Source organism: Pseudoruminococcus massiliensis (assembly GCF_900291955.1).
GTDB classification, from domain to species: domain Bacteria; phylum Bacillota; class Clostridia; order Oscillospirales; family Acutalibacteraceae; genus Pseudoruminococcus; species Pseudoruminococcus massiliensis.
This window is the reverse complement of record NZ_OLMR01000001.1, coordinates 550,446-572,203: the sequence shown is the minus strand read 5'-3', so window position 1 is coordinate 572,203 and position 21,758 is coordinate 550,446. Positions and strand designations below refer to the sequence as shown.

The window sequence follows — 21,758 nt, the reverse complement described above, 5'->3', positions numbered from 1 at the left end:
TTTGCCAACGCTTTTTGCTACTCTATCCTTAGTTTCTGAACAGAAAATCTCTTATCATTTCGCCTTGTTATGTATAACAATAAAATATATCCAATGCACGAAAGTAAAATTTTTATGATTAAGCCTAATATGCTATCTTGCTTGAACGGTAACATTATAATCAATAAACAAGGTAAGGCAACACAAAGCAAAGGACGAATTATCCACTCAAATATTTTAAGTCTTAATTGCACGACTTTAAGAAATCTCCAGATACTAAGGCTTGTATTAAGTGATTCGCTGACAAATATCACGATGATAAAACCTTTAATTCCCATAATTGGTAGTAAGAAATATGTCAATATAACTCTTATTACAGAATCTATAAAATTAAATATCAAATAGCTTACTTGTTCGTTAAGTCCTTTTAGTATGCCGTCAACTACACTGTCGAGATACATAAGCGGGATTACTGGTGCAAGAATTGCTATATATATGCCTACATCGCTTGAATTATAAATTACTGTTCCTAATTCATTTGATAAAAATATCATTATTGCCATAACCGGAATGGAGTATAAAAGGCCGATTCTGAAAAGCCGTTCGGATATTCGTCTGACGGAGTTTTCTTTATTTTGTGCTTTAGCTTGGGATATTTCTGGAATAATCAGCGTTGAAAGTGGCATTATAAAAATCGCTGGGAAAGTTATTATCGGCATAACCATTCCGCTTATTGTTCCATAGGTTGAAAGTGCATTTGTATAGTTTGAACCATTCTTGCGAAGTCCTGTTGGGATAAGCGAATTTTCGATAGCTGATAATCCCGAACGCAGACAAGAACTTCCTGTAACGGGTAGGGCTATTGAGGTGAATTTGCTTAGAAAATGTGGAACTCTTTTTGCTTTGCCTTTGATTTTTGAAATGCTTATTCTGTAAAGTATATAGGAATATATGCACGAAATTATTTCTGCACCTGTTGTGCCAATTACGATTGAACAGCAGGCATATTCAAGCCCCATAGGAGCAAGCCTTCCGACAAGAATTGCAAAAACGGCTATTTCTGCAAGCTGTTCTAAAAGCTGTTCAAAGGAGGTTGTTATTACACTTCTTCTTGCAAGAAAGTATCCCCTTAAACAAGCTGAAACAGCCATAAAAGGCAGACTTGGTGCAAGAATTTTAATTGATAAAACCGTTCTTGAATCGCCTAAAAAAACGCTTCCCAGTTCATTGGAAAATGCAAACATCATAATTCCAAACGCTGTACTTATGCCTACCGAAATTATCAGACAAAGGGTTACACAGTGTTTGGCAATACCATTTTCACCTCTTGCAAGATAATCTGTTACTAACCTTGTTACAAATAGGCTTATTCCTGCGGTTGTTACCGAGGCAAAGAACATATAAACTGTTAAAATAAGCTGATAAAGTCCGATTCCCTCTGCACCTATCGTATTTGACATATATACACGAAATGCAAGTCCCATACTTCTTATTATTAAGGCTGTTGCTATAAGAAGTATTGAATTTACGAGAAATTTTTTCTTATTCATATCAGTCCGCCTTTCGCAAAAGCTATGATATACATTTATATGCGGACAAGATTGAATTTAAGAATAAATTATGGATTAGATAAAAATTAAAAGTTTCGCTCGAGCCTTTTCTACACTAGCTTTGCTGGTGAAAGCTGCTCGCAGGGTCGAGGGACGGAGCCCCTCGTGGGTGTTAAGGGCAAAGCCCTTAACATCTCTTTGATTCTTAATCGGAGGACTAAGTCCACCGATTTTATTTTTAGGAAAATTTATTAGCTAAAAAAGGGAACGAAAATATTTTCGTTCCCTTTAGATTTACTATAAATTATTTAATAACATTACTTAAAACCTTACCTATAGAATCGTGTATGACTATATCAGCCTTGCGGTCAACAGGTGTTTCAGATTTATTTATAAGCACAAGATATTTTCCATTGAAATACTGAATTAAACCAGCCGCAGGATAAACATTAAGCGAAGTTCCGCCAATGATAAGCATATCACAATTAGCAATAAGCTTTACAGATTCATTTATGGTACGGTCGTTAAGACCTTCTTCATATAAAACAACATCGGGCTTAATTATACCACCACAAGTACAGTGTGGAACACCAGTACTTTCAGCAATATATTCTGCTGGATAAAATTTATGGCACTTCATACAGTAGTTTCTTAAAACAGAACCATGGAGTTCATATACATTTTTAGAGCCTGCCGCCTGATGAAGTCCATCTATATTTTGAGTAACTATGCCTTTTAGTTTGCCTTCTTTTTCAAGTTTCGTAAGGGCAAGATGTGCTTTGTTTGGTTTGACATCAAGACAGAGCATTTTTTCTCTATAAAAATCATAGAAATCCTTAGTATTACGCATAAAGAAAGTATGGCTTAGAATTGTTTCGGGTGGAAATTTATATTTTTGGTTATAGAGTCCGTCAACACTTCTGAAATCGGGAATACCGCTCTCAGTAGAAACTCCGGCTCCACCAAAGAAAACTATACTTTTGCTTTCATCTATGGCTTTTTTCAATTCATCATACATTTGATTCGCCCCTTAGTTTTAACATGAGTTCGATTATAGATATTATTTCATAATAATTTCTAAAAAATTATCAAGTTCAAGGTTTTAGTCAGAATTTGTCTTTTAGGGAACCCCCTGCGAGGGTTCCCTACGAAAAACATTCCACTGGAATGTTTTTCTACCCTCCTGCGCTTTGTGAGGCATAAAGTGTTTCGCTCTCTGCGGAGAGCGACCAAAGGCTCTGCCTTTGGAAACTGCAAGCTTTTGAAAAAGCTTGAGCAAAACTTTTGATTTTAGAAACTTTATTTGAAAATTTTGAGGATTTCTTTTTCAATAGCTGTGGCAAGCTTTTTGTGTTCGGCTGCGGTCATATGTTCGCAATCCACATCAGATGCTACTGCATAATTTTCTGCTGCAAGAAAATAACAATTCTTTTTCTTTGCGAGATTTTCAAATTCTTTTGCAAGCGAGTGTGATGTTTTTACAGACTGTGCATTATATGTTGAATTTATTGAAAGAATGTTCTCACCAAGCAGTATAGGGGAGATAAGCAAAATCTGTATAGAATCTGGATTTTCACAGGAAGAAATAGCTTTATTAATAAGCTTTCCGCAGTTTTCTGTGATTTTTTCTGCGGTCATTCTGTAAAAGTATTTGAGGTCATTTGTGCCAAGCATAATTATGAGTAAATCTATCGGAGAATTACTGCAAATAGAATTTTCTATGCTTTTTAGTCCGTTTCTGCCTACAAACATAGGGTCATCAAGTGCAAGAGTTCTTCCACACACGCCGTCCTCGATTATTGTAAAATCATTTCCGAGCAATTTTGAAAGCAAGCCTGTCCAGCGAATGTTTTCATTGAATTGCCCTGAACGGTCGGGTTTATACCCATATGTATTTGAATCGCCAAAGCAAAGTATACGCTTCATCAGCCGTCAGTCCTCTCTTTTACATCTCTTGCTTTTGAGAGAAGTTCTGCAACTGCATCATTATTGCCATCTGCAACAGCGTTTCTTATGCTTGTCATATTTTCAATAAATTCATCAAGCTCACTTACAAGAGAATTTTTGTTTTCGGAAAAAAGCTCTGTCCAGAGTGGAACATTTATTCTTGCTACTCTTGATACATCACGATAGCTTCCCGCAGAAAAGCCTTTATGATTTGTACAGCTTTCATTCAGAACATAAGCACAAGCAATAACATGAGGAAGCTGTGAAGTATAAGCTATCATTCGGTCATGTTCTTCAGGAGTTGCAACTTTTATTATTCCAAAACCGATTTTTTTCATAAGTGCGGAAACGAAGGTTATGTCCTTTTCATCAGCACCACAAGGAACTATTATATAGCTGGCATTTTGAAACAAATCAGCATCAGAGGAGGCAAAACCGTTTGTTTCTTTACCTGCCATTGGGTGACCGCCAATAAATTTAAAGCCGTATTCTTTTGAAAGCTGAACAAGTTCGGGGCATATCTGTCCTTTAATTCCTGATGTATCGGTGACTATGCAGGATTTCGGGATAATATCGGCATTATCACGCACGAACTTTACAGCAGCTTCTGGGAAAGTTCCGAGTATAATCATATCAGCAGCTTTGATGGATTCTCTTGTGCCAATTTCGTGTATTGCACCGCAGGCAAGAGCATCTTGCAGAGGTTTTTCGCTTCGATTTATGCCGATTATATGGTGGTCTGTATATTTTGCCAAAGCCTTAGCAAAAGAACCGCCTATTATTCCAAGTCCTGATATGATGATATTCATAAGATAGTCACTCCAAATAAAGATTTATTTTTGATAAAATACAAGCGTTAGTTTATCGTTTATTATCTTAGTTTTTCCTGCAGTTCGATAACCCATCTTTTCATATAAATGGCAGTTTCCCTTTTCCTGTATAATTGTGTCAAGTTCCCAATTTTTACTGCCATGGATTTTCTCGGCAAGTATAATTGCTTTTTGAGCAATACCCATATTGCGAAATTTAGGTAATATAAATATAGGACTTATTCTCTTTCGGTTATTATTTCCTGAATCAACCACACGCACTGCACCAACAGTTTGTTTATCAAGCTGTATCATATAAAAGTATGTTTCCGGCTGTTTTAATCTGAATATTGTCTTTTCAAGCGGTTCTGCCGCAGGACTTGTTTCAAAATCCTGATATTTTTCAAAAAGCTCTGCAAAGGCTTCTTTTTGCATATTCCAGATTTTCTTGGCGTCAGCAAGTGAAGCCCTCACTAAGCATATATCAAAATTATTCAATAGTCATAGCCTCATCGTAAGCTTTTTTCATAGCGAATACACGCTTTGCGACTAAATCGAACTGCTCAGGTGTAAGTGATTGAGCACCATCAGAAAGTGCGTGAGGTGGGTCATTGTGTACTTCAATCATTAGGCCGTCTACACCTGCTGCAACTGCTGCCATAGCAAGTGGTTCTACGAGCCAAGATTTTCCTGAAGCATGACTTGGGTCAACGATAATAGGAAGATGTGTCAGCTTTCTCAAGACAGGAACAGCGGAAATATCGAGTGTGTTTCTTGTTGCGGTTTCATATGTGCGGATACCTCTTTCGCAGAGAATAACCTTATCGTTGCCGCCAGCCATAATATATTCGGCACTCATAAGAAATTCTTCGATTGTTGCTGCAAGTCCTCTTTTAAGAAGTATAGGCTTATCAATCTTACCAAGCTCTTTAAGAAGCTCGAAATTCTGCATATTTCTCGCACCAACTTGAATTACATCGACATTCTCAAACATATCAATATGAGAAACTCTCATAATCTCTGTTACAATCGGTAAGCCTGTTACTCGTCTTGCTTCTTTGAGGAGGTCAAGACCTTCTGCTTTTAAGCCTTGGAAAGCATATGGAGAAGTTCTTGGTTTGAATGCTCCACCACGCAAGAAGGTAGCACCTGATTTTTTGACCTTTTCTGCGATACCGTTAAGCTGTTCTTCGCTCTCAACTGAGCAAGGACCTGCCATAATGCAAAGACTGCCATCACCGATTTTTTGTCCGCCATCGAATGAAATTACTGTATTATCCGGGTGAAACTTTCTATTAGCTTTTTTGTATGGTTCTTGAACACGCTTTACACTTTCGACTATATCTTGTGCAGAAATGTAGTCGATGTCGATTTTAGTTGTGTCACCAATTAAGCCGAGAACAGTAGATTCAACACCTGTCCATTCGTTTACTTTAACGCCGTATTCCTGCTCAAGCTTATTTTTGAACAAAAGGGAATCTTCTTTTGTAGCTGTGCTTTTAAGTACTATAATCATTATAATCTTTCCTTTCAAAAATTCAATTTATATTTTGTGATTTAAGAATATTTTCTTCATTTTTAATTACATTTGGCTTGAAAATTATATTATCTCTGTCTATCAAGAATTGTTCAAAAGCTATTTTTAAGCCATCTATAAATGGAGTTTCCTGAGAATAAATCTCGTTAATCTTGTTTACATCAAGAACATTATTATAATCGAAAAATGGGAAGAAATCACGAGCTGAATAAGAATTAGCCTCATAATCAAAGCAAATAATTTTTGCTTTTTTACCTATTGCATTGGCACAAGCCATTATCCACGCATTTATAGTGATAGGCTTTTTATTACCTACATTGAAAATGTTTATACCAGATAAGTTCGATTGAATAAGTGTTTTGATTATATTTGCAAGGTCACCTGAATAGATAAACTGCAACTTAGTTTCTCCATTATTCGGGACAATAATCGGTTTATCTTTCAGAAGATGTTCAAAGATAAATGATTCTCGTTGTGCATAATTGTTTTCGCCGTAAACATATGGTGGTCTTAATATAAACAGATTTGTGTCGGCTTTATCAAAATTTTTAATTAGATAGTTTTCGGCTTCAATTTTATTTGTGCCGTAGTCTGTCCAATATTTATTTTCCGCAAGGAAATCATTTTCGCTGAAAGGAATATTCAAATGCTCAACATCGTAAACCGCACTTGAGCTTATAAATACAAATGATTTTACGCTTTCAAGGTTAAGGTTTTCACAAAGAATTTTGCTTTGCTCTGCATTTGTACCGCTGACATCAATTACAAAGTCGAAATGTTTTTCTGAGAGAGCAATTTTCATAGCTTGGGAATCGTTTCTATCACAGATTATCGTTTCGACATTTTCGCTTTTGGGCTTTGTACCACGATTAAGAACGGTCACAGAATATTCTTTTGAGAGAACATTTGCAATTTTCTTTCCAATGAAATAGCTTCCACCCATAAGTAAAACTTTTTGATTCATAGGAACTTTCCTTTCTTTTTTAATATTTTGGTGAATTTTGTCTTTAGTATAAGCCGGCAATAATACTTCAAAAACAAAAAGGACAAAGCCCGAAAGAGCTTTGTCCTGAAAATTCACCTTATAATTGAGAAAACATAGAGTTTAAGGCTTTTAGACAACACTTTTCGGTACAGCAAAATAAACCGTCTTAAAGTAACGGTGATAATAATAGCTGTTAAATCGCATTGTGTAAGCCGAGAATGTCATTCAGACTTTCCTCCTTTTTCCTCTATAAATTAACAATAACATATTTGTTTTTTATTGTCAAGCTGTAAATTAATAACTGACTTAATTAATTTTATCACTTAAAATTGTTTTTTACTACGAATTAGCTAAAGTAAGAGCGATTTGTTCTGTAAGCGGAATTAAATAGAAGGTCATAAGAATTAACCAACAGATATGGAATATATTGATTATGGCATATATTCCAATGGTGCAATCTAAGATATATTTTATAGGTTTAATTTGTCGTTCAGCTGCATTTCGGAATCTATAACGAATATATAGTAATAGTATGAATGGAATGATACATTTTAAAATAAAGCCACTAAAATTATTTATAGGCATTGAAAGAATGGGATTAATTTCTTGAAATATTCCGCTTTGAATTAATATCAAAGTAAAAATATAGTCGCTGACATTCAGGGCATAGATTATTATAATTCTGCTATCAAATATAGTCCATATTGCAAATTTTTGTAAAATATCTTTCAAAAATATCACCTCGAAAAGAGCATTGACTACTTTTCGGGGTGATATTCATATATTGGATATTTTTGTTTAATGCTATTTATGAAAGCTTTATCTGCTGCCCTGGATAAATAACATTTGGTGTTGTTATTTTATTGAGGTTTATAAGTTCACTTACTGTTGTATCGAATCTTTTTGCAATAGAATAAAGTGTATCACCAGGTTTTACTGTATAAATATTTGGTAATGATTGTACCTTAACAGGTATACGCAAAACCTGATTTATAGCTATCGTTTCAGGGTCTTCAAGCTCATTTGCATTGGCAAGTTCACCGACCGTTGTGCCAAAATATTCTGCAAGAGAATATAGAGTATCTCCCGGCTGAACTGTATATGTTATAAAATTTGGTTCCTCAAAAACGGGTATTCTTAAACTTTGGTCTGGATAAATTTTGAATGGTGCTACTATGCCATTGGCACGGGCAATAGCATTAACAGATGAGCCGAATTTTTCGGCAATATTATGAAGTGTATCTCCCTTATTTACGGTATATACTATTATATCCAATTGAAATCCTCCTTGAAATGTTTTCCTCATACATTATATGTTTAGGACTTGAATAATGTTCTTATTTGATGGCAAATATCCTTATATATCACTACTCTGAAAGAGAATTATTGTATAAGTATAAAAATTCATTTTTGAATTATTTCTATTCCTTGCGGATAGTGTCGAAATGTGCTATTATAATGACTAATGAATGACTTAGTAGATTAATGCGTTTTTGATATAAAGGAATGATTAAAATAATGAGAAAATCTAAACGAATTTTTTCGTTTGCAGTAGCCTTTTCATTGGTTGCTTCATTGGCAGTATATGCTCCGACAGTATTTTCAGATAGCTCAAGCAGTAATGAGGCTTTTGAGTATGAGATTAATGAGGACGGCGAGAGCATAACTATAACTTCTTATCGAGGACTTGGTGGAAGCGTAAAGATTCCATCAGATATAGATGGTAAGGAAGTTACAGGCGTAGGCAAGGCGGCTTTTGCTTCTTGCTCACAGATTGAAGTACTTTCTATACCAGTAAGTGTTGATAAAATTGATGAACTTGCTTTTTCGGGCTGTTCTAAGATAAAGGAAATTTCTATACCAGATGAGGTAATAGAAATCGGCAAAATGGCTTTTGCAAACTGTACAAGTCTTGAGATTGTTAATTTGGGAGATAAGCTGCAAAAGGTTGGAGATTATGCTTTTATGGGCTGTACCTCACTTAACAAGATGACTTTGCCAGATAATACCGAAAGCATAGGTCAATATGCTTTTTATAATTGCAAATCTCTCGAAAAGCTTGGTGAACTTCCAAATATTAAAAATATCGGAGGTCACGCTTTTGAAAATACAGCGTGGATAAATAATTATAAAGATGATTATATTATACTTGGCGATGGAATGCTTATAAGCTATTGTGGTAAGGCCGAAAACCTTACCTTACAAGAAAATATAAAGACAGTTGGTGCAAGTGCTTTTCTTGATAATAAAACTGTTAAAAATCTTAAAACCACAAAAAATACAAAGTCTATTCAAGAGGGAGCATTTGAAAGTTCCGCAATAGAAACCGCCGACCTTTCAGCTTCAGGAGTAAGCATTGCTGACAAAGCTTTTTCAGATTGTATTAAGCTTAAAGAAGTGAAATTCTCAGATAGTACATCTAAGATAGGCAAAAATGCCTTTAAAAACTGCAATTTATTGAAAAGTATAAGCTTGCCAAAGGCTTTGAAAACTGTTGAAAGTAATACTTTTAATTTATGTTCATCGCTTAAAAATGTAAATCTTGGAGTTGGTGTTACAGTAATTGAAGAAAATGCATTTGATAGTTGTATATCATTGGGCATGATTGAAATTCCTGAAAATGTCAGCAAGATTGAAGGTGATGCTTTTCATAATTGCATAAGCCTTACAAGGGTAGTTGTAAAGGGAGGCCCTAAGATAGGCTCAGCTTTTAAAAATTGTGAAAACCTTGAAGAAGTTGCATTTTATGCTGGAACAGTTTCTATAAATGACGACGCTTTCAAAGATTCAAAAAACCTTACTATTTATTCAAGTAGTGAAAGCAGTGCTGAAAAATTCGCCAATGAAAAGCATTTTGAATTTAAACTGCTCTCAGATTTTGAAAAGAAGTCATATGTATATAAGGGTAGGTTAGATGTTGAAGAGGAGGAAAATTTCTCTGGTGGATATACATTTATTGTAATTTTAATAATTGTTGTTGATTGTATTGTTGCCTTTTCAGTTAGTGCTTATGTACTTTTGAAAGGACCTGGGAAAAAGAGTATGCGTCATGTTAAAAAATCAGATGGCAGACATTCATCAAAATGATTTTTTCAATTACAATATTGTAATTGAAATATATGTCGAGGTTTGTTGACAATTATATGGAATAAGTTTAACATAATAAGAGGTTTGTGAGATACTGAGATGGTAGCTTTACATAGTTTTTGTGGTATTAACAAGCCTTTTAATTTTGGAGGTAAAGTATGAAACGTATAGGAATTTTATTTATAATGACCGCTTTGGCAACAACTATTATTTTTAGTGGCTGTGGAAAAAATAATTCAGATAAATCTGAAAGTTCTACTGTTGAAAGTTCAAAGGCTAAAATTTCACAACCAGTATCTAAAGACAATGTATCTTCTAAAGATAATGAATCTTCTAAAAACGATGAGTCTTCTAAAGATGCATCAAAAGCTTCAGAAAAATCTACCGAATCTAAAACTGAGGTAGAATCAAGCTGGTTTGATGATGCAGTGTTTGTGGGGGATAGTGTAACACTTAAATTATCATATTATGCAGATAATGGCTCTCTTGGAAAGGCAGAATTTCTCTGTGCTGGAAGCTTGGGCTATGGTGCTGCATTGCAGGATATAGACGCTGATGGAAATGTTCACCCTACATATGAGGGCAAAAAATATACTGTTGATGACGGTGTTCAAATGCTTGGTTCAAAAAAGGTCTTTATTATGTTTGGTATGAATGATATAGGCCTTTATGGCATAGATGATACTATTGAAAATATGAAAACTCTGACTTCAAGAATTAAAGAAAAAAGTCCTGATGTTGAGATTTATATTCAGTCTGTAACACCTATGCTTGAGAATATGCAGTTAAAGGATTTGAACAATAAATCTATTGATGAGTTTAATATTAAGCTTAAAGCAGAGGCGGAAAAGCTTGGATATAAATATCTTGATGTTGCCTCTGTTATGAAAGATGAAAAGGGAAATTTAATTCCAGAATATTGCAGTGACCCTGAGGCTATGGGAATACATTTCTCTGATGATGGCTGTAAAGTATGGGTTGAATATCTGAAACAGAATGTTGAGTAATTTATGAAAAAGAGAGGATTTTGAAAATGAAAAAGGTTTTTGCAACAATTTTATCAGCTATGATAGTTATGTCATTTGCTGCTTGTGGAAATTCCAATAGCGGAACAGATTTAAAGACAGAAGGTACATCTTCTGTGGTAAGCACAGAAAGCTCTGAAGTTGAATCAAGTCAAAGCGAATCTAAAAATGAAAGCTCAAATACTTCAAACACTGAAAGCTCTGTGTTGTCTGCTGCTCTTGAAAAGGTAAAGGCAGAAGTAGAGCTTCCAAGCGATATGGCTGATTTTGATGAGCGAAGATTAAAGCGTGTTTTCGGGATAACTGATGAACAGGCAGAGGATTTTTCTGGTGCAATATGCACTGATGGTCTTAGACAAGATGAATTTATATATGTTAAGGCCAAAGATGAGGCTGCTGCAAAGGAAGTTGCTGATAAGCTTCAAAATGATTGGCAGTCAAAGTATAATGTTATAAAGAACTATGACCCGGACCAAGTTAAAATTATTGAGAGTGCAAAGGTTGAAACAAATGGTCTTTATGTTTCTCTTGTAATATCCGAAAAGGCAGACCAGATTAAGCAAATTTATAATGATGCCATTGGCGCTTGATTTTGAGTATTAGAGAAATGCGGTGATGGTTCGATTTGGTTTTTTCAAGCTTAATATTTTTATTTGTGTTCTTGCCATTTGTATTGACACTTTATTATATCACTCCAAGAAGATTTAGAAATCTTACGCTTTTCATAGTCGATTTAGTCTTTTATGCGTGGGGTGAGCCTTGGCTTGTTATACTTATGCTGTTTTCAATATTACTGAATTATACATCTGGTATATTGATAGGCATAAATAGAGAGAAAAAAGGTTTAGCAAGATTTATTTTTATACTATCTGTAATATTAAATCTCGGATTACTTGGTTTCTTTAAGTATGCAGGCTTTATAGGAGAAACGCTTAATATGGTTATGCCGTTTCTTAATATTCCGATTTTGGAGATTGCCTTGCCTATCGGAATTTCGTTCTATACATTTCAGACTATGTCATATACGATTGATGTATATAAAAACACTGTAAAGGTACAAAAGAATATTATTACCTTTGGTACATATGTATCGCTTTTTCCGCAGCTTATTGCTGGCCCGATAGTAAGATATGAAGATGTTGCCGAACAGCTTATGCACCGAAAGGAAACTTTACAAGGATTTACTGATGGTGTTAAGCTATTTTTAATTGGTTTATCTAAAAAGGTTTTACTTGCAAATGAAATGGGCAATCTTTGGGACGCTGTTCGTGAGAGCGGTACGCAAAGTGGTGCTTTAGGTTCTTGGGTTGGAATAATCGCATATACATTTCAGATATACTTTGATTTCTGTGGATATTCAGAGATGGCAATGGGACTTGGCAAGATGTTCGGTTTTGACTTCTTGAAAAACTTTGATTATCCGTATATTTCAAAGAGTATTACAGAGTTCTGGAGAAGATGGCATATTTCACTCGGAACTTGGTTCAGAGAATATGTTTATATTCCGCTTGGCGGCAACAGAAAAGGACTTTATCGACAGATTATAAATATAGCTGTGGTGTGGTTTTTAACTGGCTTATGGCATGGTGCAAGCTGGAATTTTATCTTATGGGGACTTTATTTCGGTGTATTGCTGATGATAGAAAAGCTCTTTATGTTGAAAGTTCTGAAAAAAGCTCCTGCTATTATTTCACATATCTATTCGATAATAATAATACTATTCGGTTGGGTACTTTTCTACTTTGAAAATCTTAACGAGATGGGAATATTCCTCGCAAGAATGTTTGGTTCTGATGGCTTTATGATGTCGGGCGATATTTCTGTAAAGATTATTTCGTATATTCCGTTGCTTATAGTTTCTGCTATAACTTCTACTCCGCTTATAAGTAAGCTTTATCATAAGATTAAGAGCAAACCTATTCTTTATGTTATTGATAATGCTGGCTGTGTGCTTGCTTTATTATTATGCACAGCAGCTCTTGTAAGCAGTGATTATAATCCATTCTTATACTATAAATTCTAAAGTGATGTGTTATGAAAATAAAAAACATTATTAAATATTTGCCAGCAGTGATTTTCTGTGGATTTATCTTTGCATTTGCGTTATTTTATTTTGTATCGCCAAAGTCGGATTATTCCGCTCAGGAAAAAAGAAAACTTTCAGATTTTCCAGAGTTTACATTAGAAAAACTTGCTGACGGAACTTTTCAGAGTGGAATAGACGATTACCTCTCTGACCATATAACTGCAAGAAACTTCTTTGTTGGTTTTAGTGCAGAGTATGAACTTGTTACAGGCAGAAACGGTTCTAAGGGAATCTACCTTGGCAGTGACAGTTATTTATTTCCTAAGCCAACAAAAGACAGCGAGATACTTTCTCAAAATGCCGAATATATAAATGAATATGCTGAGTATTCAAGCATACCTGTATATATGACAGTTATTCCATCAACGGGATATATAAACAGCGATAAATTGCCATTTAATCACGAGGAATATAAGGATAATGAGCTGATTTCTTCATTTAAGAACAAGCTAAGTGAGAATATTAAGTTTATTGATGTAACAGAGGCTTTTAAGGAAAAAGCTAAATCTGAACAGCTTTATTACAAAACAGACCACCACTGGACAAGTAAGGGTGCATTTGAATGTTATAAGCTTTTAGGTAATGCTATGGGCTATGAGCCTGTTGATGAAAGTGAATTTTCTGTTGAAACGATTGATGGCTTTTATGGAACTTCATATTCCAAAAGTGCTTTATGGACTCTTCCGCCTGATAAAATAGAGCTTTGGAGCAGAAAAAATCAGCCAGAGGATTCCGTTAGCGTTGAAATCTCAGACGGCGGAGAAGCTATAAGCTCTGATAGCTATTTCTTTCGTGAACAGCTTAAGAATGATGACAAATACCCTGTTTTCCTTGATGGAAACCATAGCTTAGTTAGAATTAAGAACAGCAATGCAAAAGGTGGAAGGCTGATTGTTGTTAAGGATTCATATGCACACGCAGCAGTACCTTTTTTATCGCAGAATTATAGCGAGATAATTATGGTAGACCTGCGTTATTATAAAAAAGATGTTTCAGCACTTGTTGAGGACGAAAAAGCAGATGCAATTTTGTTGCTTTATTCAATAGATAATCTTGCAACAGATAAAAATCTTGCATACTTATACTAAGAGGTTTTAAATATGAAAACAAGCGATTTTTATTATGACTTGCCAGAAGAATTGATTGCACAAACTCCATTAGAGCCAAGAGATAGTTCTCGACTTATGATTTTGCATAAAAAAACAGGCGAGATTGAGCATAGGCATTTTTATGATATTCTTGATTATCTGAATGAGGGTGATTGCCTTATTATGAATGATTCAAGAGTTTTGCCAGCGAGAATTTATGGCGTTAAGGACGAAACTAATGCAAATGTTGAATTTTTGCTTTTAAACTGTATTGAGGGCAAAAAGTGGGAGGCTCTTGCAAAGCCCGGAAAGCGTGCTAAAATAGGTACAAGCTTTAGTTTTGGCGATGGTCTTATGCATTGTAAGGTTATTGATATACTTGATGACGGTAATAGGATACTTGAATTTGAGTGTGAGGGCAATTTTTACGAAAATCTTGATAAGCTTGGTCAGATGCCTTTACCACCATATATCCACGAAAAGTTGAAAGATAAAGAACGCTATCAAACTGTTTATAGCCGAGAAATAGGTTCAGCCGCTGCACCAACAGCAGGTTTGCACTTTACAAAAGAACTTATGAAAAAAGCACAAGAAAAGGGTGTTAAAATTGGTTTTGTTACACTCCATGTAGGCTTGGGAACATTCCGCCCAGTAAAGGTTGACGATGTAACAAAGCACAAGATGCACTCAGAGCATTATGATATGAGTGAAGAAACAGCTACTCTTATCAATGAAACCCATAGAAATGGTGGCAGAGTTTTTTGTGTTGGTACTACAAGCTGCAGAACTGTTGAATCTGTTGCAAAGCGTGAGGGCGAAATTAAGGCAAGTGACGGTATGACGGATATTTTTATTTATCCTGGCTTTGAATTTAAGGCTATGGATTGCCTCATTACTAATTTCCATTTGCCTGAAAGCACCTTGATTATGCTTGTTTCAGCTTTTGCAGGCTATGACAATATTATGAATGCGTATAATACCGCTGTTGCTGAAAAATACAGATTTTTCAGCTTTGGCGATGCTATGCTTATTGTTGATTGATTGCAGAGGTGATATAATGGTATTTCTTTATGCATCAACAACGATTGTTTATTATTTGTTATTGGTTCTAACAGCTACAGCCTTGGCTTTTAGTGTAACTACTAATGAAAGCTATATTTTTCTTATTTCTATTGGAGTAGTGGCTATAGCAATTTTGGGACTTGTAATAACAAATAAATTTGCACATAATAAATATAAAAAATCACTCGCTAAGCTTAATTATGATGTGCATAGTTATCTTGATGAACAGTATAAATTTCTTAATAAACTACTTATAGGTAAAAATGTCCGCAATACAATAAATTTTAATATTGCAAGTGGTTATATAAATAATGAGCAATATAATGATGCACTGGATATTTTTTCTCAGTTTGCGGCTAACGGCTATCAGGGCTTAAGCCTTGATATGAGATTTTTAATTTTTCTGAAGCAAGCAGAATGTTATATGAATTTAAATAGATTCGATATGGTATCTTCATATATTAGCAATAGTGAAATGATACTTCGCACAGCAAGATTTCCTGTAAATATATACTATGAATTGAAACTATTGCTTGAATATACTGTTGCAGAATATAATTTTAGATTAAATTCTAATCAGCAAAATGTACAGGAGCTTATAAATCGAACAAATGCTGTTTTAAACAATAATTTAACAAAAAATAGGTTTAAATCTATTTTTGTAAGATACCAGCTTGGTGCTTTATATATGCTTATTGGTGACACAAATAGTGCAGATAATGAGTTTTATAATATCTTACAGACTGGCTCTATGCTTCCTTGTGTCAATAGAATTAAAGCATATAATCAAACTGGTGATATGAGTATACTGAAAATATAATTATAAAAAATTAAAAGTTTCGCTCAAGCCTTTTCAAAGGCTTGTAGGTCAAGGGCAATGCCCTTGTCGCCGTCCGCAGACGGCGAAATACTTCATACTTCCTAAAGCGCAGGAGGGTTCCCTGAAAGACAAATGTTAATTAAAACTTTCTGATAGATTTTAAAAGTTATTATCAAAGCAAAATGCAGACTGTCGAATCCAGTCTGCATTTTTGTGTATTTTTATTTTATTAGAGTAAAGAATGGATTTTATTTGTTCGTTATTATATACGAACAAATAAAATCCACACAAAAATAAAATCTTTTGAAAATTATTTTTTAATACTAAGTCCTGAGCCAAGCTCAAAATGATAAGTTACTATGCCAAGGTCAATTTTTGTTAGTGTACCTTTTAAGGCTTGAAGTTTAAGAGCCTTACCATCAAAGGTGAAAAGAAATTTTTGTTGATTCATTGCTGTTGGTGCGAGCATTGCACAGTGCATACCCTTTTCAAACCATTTTGGAGCATTGCCTTCTATTTTGCAAAGTTCTTCCATAGGCTTACTTTTGTGAGGTATGCCTTGGTCTTCGCCATAGCCTATGGCAATAACACAGACAAGCTTTTCTCCGCTATTTATTTTGCAAGCACATTTCCTTCTTTTATATGTTCCTGCTACCCAACAGGTATTAAGCCCCATTTGCTGAGCCTTTAGAACAAGTCTTTCACCATAATAGCCGATATGTTCCTCTAAATTGGCGGTTTTAGGGCCTACAAGGGCTATGTAGTTCTTTACATTATTAAATTTACCATAGTGTGCCATAAAGCCTGTAAACGCCTTTGGCTCGTTCAGAATGAGTTGAATATTAAGATTGCCAAGCTTGTTGCATTTTTCTATTTCTTGGTTAAGTTCTTCAACCTTTTCAGGCTCAATTTCTTTATCTTTATAGCTTCTTACTGCATGACGCTCTTCTATTGCTTGTATAATATCCATTTTCAGATACTCCTTAATTACAAATTAACAAAAACGACTGCCACAGTTTTCCGCAGCAGTCGTAAATTTGCTTTTTCAGATTAAGAATTAGCTTCGATATATTTTACGAGATCGCCAACAGTCTTAATGTTCTCGATTTCTTCATCAGGAACTTCGATTTCGAACTCGTCTTCGATAGACATAAGAAGGTCAACGACATCAAGTGAATCTGCACCTAAATCATCAGCGATTGTTGTTTCAGGTGTAATCTTATCCTCCTCATAATCAAACTGCTCTGCAAGGATAGCCTTTACTTTTTCGAGTACCATTTGAACTCCTCCTAATAAAAATATGATTTCAAGAAATTGCGGTATTATATCGTTTAGTTGTAGACAACCACGAATTTCGTGGTATAATAACAATTAAGAAAAACACCGACTTAAAAATCTTTCTTACACAAATAATATTATTGGTAAATCTGCACTTTGTCAATAGTTAATTTGCTTTTTTTTAATTATTTCAAAATTATCCGTAAATTTTGTTTAATTTTATGGATTTAGTGTAAGCTTTTACTAAGAAAAAGGAGTTGTTATTATGAACGAAAGAAAATTTGCAGTTATAGGACATCCGATAGGACACACAATGTCACCATTTATACATAAAAGACTTTTTGAACTATCGGGAATGGGTGGAGATTATTCTGTCTATGATATAGCACCTGAAGAATTAGCTTCTAAATATTCTGAACTAAGAACTTTAGATGGATATAATATTACTATTCCGCATAAGCAGGCTATTATTCCGTTGATTGATAAGCTTGATAATAAAGCACAGCTTTATGGCTCTGTAAATACTGTTAAGAACGGCGAAATTGCGGAAGGCTATACAACAGACCCAGATGGTTTTCTTATGGCTTTAAAGGCTGCAAAAATACCATTAGAGAAAAGCGTAGTAATTCTCGGCTGTGGTGGTGTTGCAAGAACCTTTGCATATGAGGCTGCTCTTGCAGGTTGTAATACAGTTATTGCAGTGCGTCCTGATGACCTTCCTGTTGCCGCATCGCTTGCCGGTGAGCTTAAAACAAAGATTTATAAGGCATATGTAAGTACAAGCCTTATAAGCCGTTTAAAGGGCGATTTCGACCTACTTATAAATGCTACACCTCTTGGTATGTATCCTAATGTTGATAATATGGCACCTACCCCTGAACTTCTTGCAAGATGTGCAAATGTTTTTGATGCAGTTTATAATCCACTTGAAACAAAGCTAATAAAGATGGCTCGTGCTAATGGTTCAAAAACCCTCGGCGGTATGTCTATGCTTGTATGGCAGGCAGTAAGGTCTCACGAAATCTGGGATAATGTAAGCTATAAAGAAGACGATATAGCACAACTCGTTGAAGATAGTGCAAAGGAAGTTACTAAGCTTTTTAGCTGATATAACAAAAAGGATTGGTAATGATGAACTGTAATATAATTTTATGCGGATTTATGGGAAGCGGAAAAAGTACTGTAGGACTTTTGCTTGCTAAAAAGCTTGGAATGTCATTTATAGACCTTGATACTTATATAGAGAAAAAAGAGGGAATGACAGTTTCTAAGATTTTTGAGAAGTATGGAGAGCCGTATTTTCGCAAAGTTGAAAAGGAATCTGCAAAAGAACTTGCTGGCAAAAATGGTTTAGTTATTGCAGCAGGTGGCGGAACTCTTGTTGATAAAGAAAATGCAGATACATTCAGAACAAGTGGCAAGATTGTTTTGCTTGATTTGCCCGTAGAGGTCATTGCAGAGCGTTTAAAGGGAGATAATTCTCGCCCACTATTACAACGCCCAAACAAAGACAAGGCTATGCGTGAGCTTTATGAGAAGCGTATGCCACTTTATAAATCTGCGGCTGATATAACAGTCGATGCCGCTGCTGCACCACTAATCGTTTGTGGAAGAATTATAGATGCTATTAGCTGACTTTAATTGAATAAGAAAATAATTACTTGATGAAAATTGATATATTATCAAGTAAGTGGGCTTGTTTTGAGATTTATATGCTGTTATGGGCGAACGAAATTCGCCCATAATTTTATGTTTAATTAAGAGGTATTTAATATGAACAGAATTGAAAAAGCTAAGGAAAATCATAAAAATGGTTATAATTGCAGTCAGGCAGTTGCTTGTGCCTTTTGTGATGAGGTTGGCATAGATGAAAAAACAATGTTTGCACTCACAGAAGGTTTTGGTTTAGGTCTTGGCGATATGCAGGGAACTTGTGGAGCTATTTCTGGTGCGGCTATAATACTCAGTATGAAAAATAGCTGTGCTAATCCACAAGAGCCTACAAGCAAGGCTGCAACATATAAGATTATACGAAAGCTGACTTCAAAGTTTAGAGAGAAGAATGGTTCAGAGCTATGTCACGAATTAAAGGGTTCTAATAATAATGGCGTTCCACTTCGTGAATGTCGTGGCTGTGTTGAAGATGCAGCTACTATTCTTGAGGAAATTCTTGCAGAATAATATAATTATAGGGACGAACTGTATTTGTCCTTTGGGTAATTACTTCGATTGTGTAAACAAATTGCTTTTATAGATGTTGAATTTTATTTATAAAAATCAGTCCATTAGCTAAATATTAGGGTGAACACAGTTCGCCCCCTGCATTTTGTTTTGAAATAATTTGTAGGACATTGATAGTCACTTCAACCGCTGTAACAAACCTTCTTTATTAAGAGTGGAACTTGTAGTGTAATTTTGCTTTTTGTGAGCAGTGATTTGCCACAATAAAAGGGAACGATTCAATCACGAATCGTTCCCTTTTCATTTTATATAAGCTTTTAATCAGGTCGCCTTAATGTTGCTTTTGGGAAGAGCATATTTATTTTCATATTCCTGAAAATACTTTACAAAATTTGAATTAGAGCCTGTCTTGATTTCATGTAGATACTCATGTGTATCAAATGCAGTCTTATCAATTTCAATAACACAAACTGCTATATTAGAGCAATGGTCTGAAATTCTCTCATAGTTTGTGATAAGGTCTTGAAGAATAAAGCCAAGCTCAATAGTACAGCGACCTTCACGAAGTCGTCTGATATGGCGTATTTTAAGCTCCGCTTTAAGCTCGTCAATAACTTCTTCAAGAGGTTCTACCATATGTGCAGTTGTCACATCTGAGTTTTCAAAGGAATTCATAGTCTTTGTAACTATTTCCTTTATCGCATCTGAAAGAATACCTATTTCTTCCTGAGCCTTGTCCGAGAAAGAAAGTTTCTTGTCGTCCATTTCTTTGGCAACACCTAAGATATTTACTGCATGGTCACCTATTCTTTCGATATCACCGATTGCATGAAGTATCTTAGAAATTTCGTTGCTGTCCTTAATAGTAAGGCTCTTACTGCTTAGCTTTACGAGATATGTTCCGAGAACATCTTCATACATATCAATTTTATTCTCATTTTCGGTGATTTCGTTATCATCTTTTTGAGAGTAATTACCGATTTGTGACATAGCAAGGAAGAGATTTTTCTTTGAAAGCTCTGCCATCTTATTTGTCATATTTTTGCATTGCTCAACAGCGAATGACGGTGCATTGAGGAAACGCTCATCAATAAATGGCATATCATCATCATTGCCCTTATCAGGAATTGTGAGTGTAGCAAGTTTACCGAGCTGTTTTGCGAAAGGCAAGAGCAGAGCAGTAGATGCAAGGTTAAAGATTGAGTGTATAAGAGCAATATCTGCAGGGGTTGTAACCTGATTGATAAATCCAAAATGGAATATTGCATTTGCAATATAGAAAACAGAAAGCCATACGATTGTACCTATAATATTAAAGTATAGGTGAACAAAGGCTGTGCGTTTTGCGTTCTTATTTGCACCTATGCAAGAGATAAGAGCTGTTGCACAAGTACCAATGTTTTGTCCCATTATAATAGGTATAGCCGAGGCAAAGGATATTGCACCAGTTACAGTAAGGGCTTGCAGAATACCGACAGAAGCCGATGAGCTTTGAATAATAGCTGTCAACAAAGCACCTGCAATAACGCCAAAGAATGGGTTTTCAAACATTGTGAGGAAGCTTGCAAACTCAGGAATTTCAGCGAGTGGCTTAACAGCGTCACTCATAGTTTCCATACCAAACATAAGAATGGCAAAACCTACGAGAATGTTACCCACATCACGCTTTTTTCCTTCCTTACATAGCATAATAAGGATAATACCTATAACAGCTATGATAGGAGAAAAGCTTTCAGGCTTAAGTAGTTTCATTAAAAGACTGTCACCCTGTATGCCTGTGAGGCTTAGAATCCACGCCGTAATGGTTGTACCAACATTTGCACCCATAATTATTCCGATAGCTTGTGAAAGCTTCATAATTCCTGAGTTGACAAAGCCGACAGCCATAACCGTTGTTGCAGACGAGGATTGAATGATGCAGGTTACACCCGCACCGAGAAGAACTCCCTTGATGGTGTTATTGGTCAGTTTTTCAAGAATTCTTTCGAGCTTACCACCAGAGAGTTTCTCTAAGTTGTCGCCCATAAAATTCATTCCAAAAAGGAAAAACGCCAGTCCGCCGAACAAAGTAAAAATTGACAGAATGTCCATGATACCTCTCCTAATTTTCAGTTTTAACGAGGAAATTTTACACTTTTATTATATAGGTCTTAATTGAGAATTACCTAAAAAATAAAAGTAAAAATTAGATAAAAAATGCTACAACATATTCATTATTACATAAATTTCTTGAAATGTAAATTGCTTAAAATTCTAAATAATTGATTTTTATCAAATTATTTTAATTAAATCTAACAAACAAAATGGTTGAAAACTTTTTATAC

General features: G+C 35.0%; 22 protein-coding genes. 10 read left to right on the top strand and 12 right to left on the bottom strand.

Going from position 1 to position 21,758, the window contains the following annotated elements; translation table 11 throughout:
* Positions 1–17: 17 nt before the first annotated feature.
* The 9 genes from C9914_RS02710 to C9914_RS02670 form a co-directional block, all read right to left on the bottom strand.
* Positions 18–1,529 (bottom strand): oligosaccharide flippase family protein, encoded by a 1,512-nt coding sequence (locus C9914_RS02710; protein ID WP_106763168.1) that lies wholly within the window; start codon positions 1,527–1,529, stop codon positions 18–20.
* 304 nt (positions 1,530–1,833) lie between these two features.
* Positions 1,834–2,547 carry an NAD-dependent protein deacylase gene (locus tag C9914_RS02705; protein WP_106763166.1) on the bottom strand — a complete coding sequence of 238 codons (714 nt, stop codon included), beginning with the start codon at positions 2,545–2,547 and terminating at the stop codon, positions 1,834–1,836.
* Positions 2,548–2,828: 281 nt separating this feature from the next.
* The gene (locus C9914_RS02700; RefSeq protein ID WP_106763164.1) at positions 2,829–3,455 is read right to left on the bottom strand and encodes a GDSL-type esterase/lipase family protein; all 627 of its coding nucleotides are present in this window, start codon (positions 3,453–3,455) and stop codon (positions 2,829–2,831) included.
* Positions 3,455–4,285 carry a prephenate dehydrogenase gene (locus C9914_RS02695; RefSeq protein WP_106763162.1) on the bottom strand — a complete coding sequence of 277 codons (831 nt, stop codon included), beginning with the start codon at positions 4,283–4,285 and terminating at the stop codon, positions 3,455–3,457. The genes C9914_RS02700 and C9914_RS02695 overlap by 1 nt, the downstream gene beginning before the upstream one ends.
* 24 nt (positions 4,286–4,309) lie before the next feature.
* Complete coding sequence (locus tag C9914_RS02690) at positions 4,310–4,783, bottom strand: GNAT family N-acetyltransferase (RefSeq protein ID WP_276329539.1); 474 nt, start codon at positions 4,781–4,783, stop codon at positions 4,310–4,312.
* Positions 4,776–5,801 carry a 3-deoxy-7-phosphoheptulonate synthase gene (aroF, locus tag C9914_RS02685; protein WP_106763160.1) on the bottom strand — a complete coding sequence of 342 codons (1,026 nt, stop codon included), beginning with the start codon at positions 5,799–5,801 and terminating at the stop codon, positions 4,776–4,778. The genes C9914_RS02690 and aroF overlap by 8 nt, the downstream gene beginning before the upstream one ends.
* Positions 5,802–5,823: 22 nt before the next feature.
* Positions 5,824–6,786 carry an NAD-dependent epimerase/dehydratase family protein gene (locus tag C9914_RS02680; protein WP_106763158.1) on the bottom strand — a complete coding sequence of 321 codons (963 nt, stop codon included), beginning with the start codon at positions 6,784–6,786 and terminating at the stop codon, positions 5,824–5,826.
* A 360-nt stretch (positions 6,787–7,146) separates the two neighbouring features.
* Complete coding sequence (locus C9914_RS12000; protein WP_408003178.1) at positions 7,147–7,548, bottom strand: DUF5658 family protein; 402 nt, start codon at positions 7,546–7,548, stop codon at positions 7,147–7,149.
* Between the two features lie 67 nt (positions 7,549–7,615).
* On the bottom strand, positions 7,616–8,083 hold the full coding sequence (locus C9914_RS02670; RefSeq protein WP_158707318.1) for a muramidase family protein: 468 nt from the start codon (positions 8,081–8,083) through the stop codon (positions 7,616–7,618).
* Positions 8,084–8,325: 242 nt separating this feature from the next.
* On the opposite strand from C9914_RS02670, the gene C9914_RS02665 reads away from it, so the two are divergent.
* The 7 genes from C9914_RS02665 (at position 8,326) to C9914_RS02635 (ending at position 15,975) form a co-directional block, all read left to right on the top strand.
* Positions 8,326–9,894 carry a leucine-rich repeat domain-containing protein gene (locus tag C9914_RS02665; RefSeq protein ID WP_158707317.1) on the top strand — a complete coding sequence of 523 codons (1,569 nt, stop codon included), beginning with the start codon at positions 8,326–8,328 and terminating at the stop codon, positions 9,892–9,894.
* A gap of 158 nt (positions 9,895–10,052) precedes the next feature.
* Complete coding sequence (locus tag C9914_RS02660) at positions 10,053–10,901, top strand: GDSL-type esterase/lipase family protein (RefSeq protein WP_106763150.1); 849 nt, start codon at positions 10,053–10,055, stop codon at positions 10,899–10,901.
* Between the two features lie 26 nt (positions 10,902–10,927).
* A complete protein-coding gene (locus C9914_RS02655; RefSeq protein WP_106763149.1) occupies positions 10,928–11,509 on the top strand; it encodes a DUF4358 domain-containing protein in 582 nt (193 codons plus the stop codon).
* 35 nt (positions 11,510–11,544) lie between these two features.
* Positions 11,545–12,942 (top strand): MBOAT family O-acyltransferase, encoded by a 1,398-nt coding sequence (locus C9914_RS02650; protein ID WP_106763147.1) that lies wholly within the window; start codon positions 11,545–11,547, stop codon positions 12,940–12,942.
* 11 nt (positions 12,943–12,953) lie between these two features.
* Positions 12,954–14,093, top strand: a complete 1,140-nt coding sequence (locus tag C9914_RS02645) for a DHHW family protein (protein WP_106763145.1) — start codon at positions 12,954–12,956, stop codon at positions 14,091–14,093.
* Between the two features lie 12 nt (positions 14,094–14,105).
* Positions 14,106–15,134, top strand: coding sequence for a tRNA preQ1(34) S-adenosylmethionine ribosyltransferase-isomerase QueA (gene queA / locus C9914_RS02640; RefSeq protein WP_106763144.1), 1,029 nt, complete (start codon positions 14,106–14,108; stop codon positions 15,132–15,134).
* A 16-nt stretch (positions 15,135–15,150) separates the two neighbouring features.
* Positions 15,151–15,975 carry a hypothetical protein gene (locus C9914_RS02635; protein ID WP_106763142.1) on the top strand — a complete coding sequence of 275 codons (825 nt, stop codon included), beginning with the start codon at positions 15,151–15,153 and terminating at the stop codon, positions 15,973–15,975.
* 310 nt (positions 15,976–16,285) lie between these two features.
* On the opposite strand, the gene C9914_RS02630 is transcribed toward C9914_RS02635, so the two are convergent.
* Positions 16,286–16,945 carry a nitroreductase family protein gene (locus tag C9914_RS02630; protein WP_106763140.1) on the bottom strand — a complete coding sequence of 220 codons (660 nt, stop codon included), beginning with the start codon at positions 16,943–16,945 and terminating at the stop codon, positions 16,286–16,288.
* An 80-nt stretch (positions 16,946–17,025) separates the two neighbouring features.
* Positions 17,026–17,253, bottom strand: a complete 228-nt coding sequence (gene acpP, locus C9914_RS02625; RefSeq protein WP_022265257.1) for an acyl carrier protein — start codon at positions 17,251–17,253, stop codon at positions 17,026–17,028.
* A 265-nt stretch (positions 17,254–17,518) separates the two neighbouring features.
* Between acpP and C9914_RS02620 the strand changes: the two genes are divergently transcribed.
* The 3 genes from C9914_RS02620 to C9914_RS02610 all read left to right on the top strand — a co-directional run bounded on the left by C9914_RS02620 (position 17,519) and on the right by C9914_RS02610 (position 19,434).
* Positions 17,519–18,361, top strand: a complete 843-nt coding sequence (locus C9914_RS02620; RefSeq protein WP_106763138.1) for a shikimate dehydrogenase family protein — start codon at positions 17,519–17,521, stop codon at positions 18,359–18,361.
* Between the two features lie 20 nt (positions 18,362–18,381).
* A complete protein-coding gene (locus C9914_RS02615; RefSeq protein ID WP_106763137.1) occupies positions 18,382–18,888 on the top strand; it encodes a shikimate kinase in 507 nt (168 codons plus the stop codon).
* 138 nt (positions 18,889–19,026) lie between these two features.
* A complete protein-coding gene (locus tag C9914_RS02610) occupies positions 19,027–19,434 on the top strand; it encodes a C-GCAxxG-C-C family protein (protein WP_106763135.1) in 408 nt (135 codons plus the stop codon).
* A 321-nt stretch (positions 19,435–19,755) separates the two neighbouring features.
* On the opposite strand, the gene C9914_RS02605 is transcribed toward C9914_RS02610, so the two are convergent.
* Positions 19,756–21,525, bottom strand: a complete 1,770-nt coding sequence (locus C9914_RS02605; RefSeq protein WP_106763133.1) for a Na/Pi cotransporter family protein — start codon at positions 21,523–21,525, stop codon at positions 19,756–19,758.
* Positions 21,526–21,758 lie beyond the last annotated feature (233 nt).

Bases quoted from the DNA above. Each gene is read 5' to 3' on its own strand.
- C9914_RS02710 (WP_106763168.1), bottom strand. From the start codon at position 1,529: ATGAATAAGAAAAAATTTCTCGTAAATTCAATACTTCTTATAGCAACA.
- C9914_RS02705 (WP_106763166.1), bottom strand. From the start codon at position 2,547: ATGTATGATGAATTGAAAAAAGCCATAGATGAAAGCAAAAGTATAGTT.
- C9914_RS02700 (WP_106763164.1), bottom strand. From the start codon at position 3,455: ATGAAGCGTATACTTTGCTTTGGCGATTCAAATACATATGGGTATAAA.
- C9914_RS02695 (WP_106763162.1), bottom strand. From the start codon at position 4,285: ATGAATATCATCATATCAGGACTTGGAATAATAGGCGGTTCTTTTGCT.
- aroF (WP_106763160.1), bottom strand. From the start codon at position 5,801: ATGATTATAGTACTTAAAAGCACAGCTACAAAAGAAGATTCCCTTTTG.
- C9914_RS02680 (WP_106763158.1), bottom strand. From the start codon at position 6,786: ATGAATCAAAAAGTTTTACTTATGGGTGGAAGCTATTTCATTGGAAAG.
- C9914_RS02665 (WP_158707317.1), top strand. From the start codon at position 8,326: ATGAGAAAATCTAAACGAATTTTTTCGTTTGCAGTAGCCTTTTCATTG.
- C9914_RS02660 (WP_106763150.1), top strand. From the start codon at position 10,053: ATGAAACGTATAGGAATTTTATTTATAATGACCGCTTTGGCAACAACT.
- C9914_RS02655 (WP_106763149.1), top strand. From the start codon at position 10,928: ATGAAAAAGGTTTTTGCAACAATTTTATCAGCTATGATAGTTATGTCA.
- C9914_RS02645 (WP_106763145.1), top strand. From the start codon at position 12,954: ATGAAAATAAAAAACATTATTAAATATTTGCCAGCAGTGATTTTCTGT.
- queA (WP_106763144.1), top strand. From the start codon at position 14,106: ATGAAAACAAGCGATTTTTATTATGACTTGCCAGAAGAATTGATTGCA.
- C9914_RS02635 (WP_106763142.1), top strand. From the start codon at position 15,151: ATGGTATTTCTTTATGCATCAACAACGATTGTTTATTATTTGTTATTG.
- C9914_RS02630 (WP_106763140.1), bottom strand. From the start codon at position 16,945: ATGGATATTATACAAGCAATAGAAGAGCGTCATGCAGTAAGAAGCTAT.
- acpP (WP_022265257.1), bottom strand. From the start codon at position 17,253: ATGGTACTCGAAAAAGTAAAGGCTATCCTTGCAGAGCAGTTTGATTAT.
- C9914_RS02620 (WP_106763138.1), top strand. From the start codon at position 17,519: ATGAACGAAAGAAAATTTGCAGTTATAGGACATCCGATAGGACACACA.
- C9914_RS02615 (WP_106763137.1), top strand. From the start codon at position 18,382: ATGATGAACTGTAATATAATTTTATGCGGATTTATGGGAAGCGGAAAA.
- C9914_RS02610 (WP_106763135.1), top strand. From the start codon at position 19,027: ATGAACAGAATTGAAAAAGCTAAGGAAAATCATAAAAATGGTTATAAT.
- C9914_RS02605 (WP_106763133.1), bottom strand. From the start codon at position 21,525: ATGGACATTCTGTCAATTTTTACTTTGTTCGGCGGACTGGCGTTTTTC.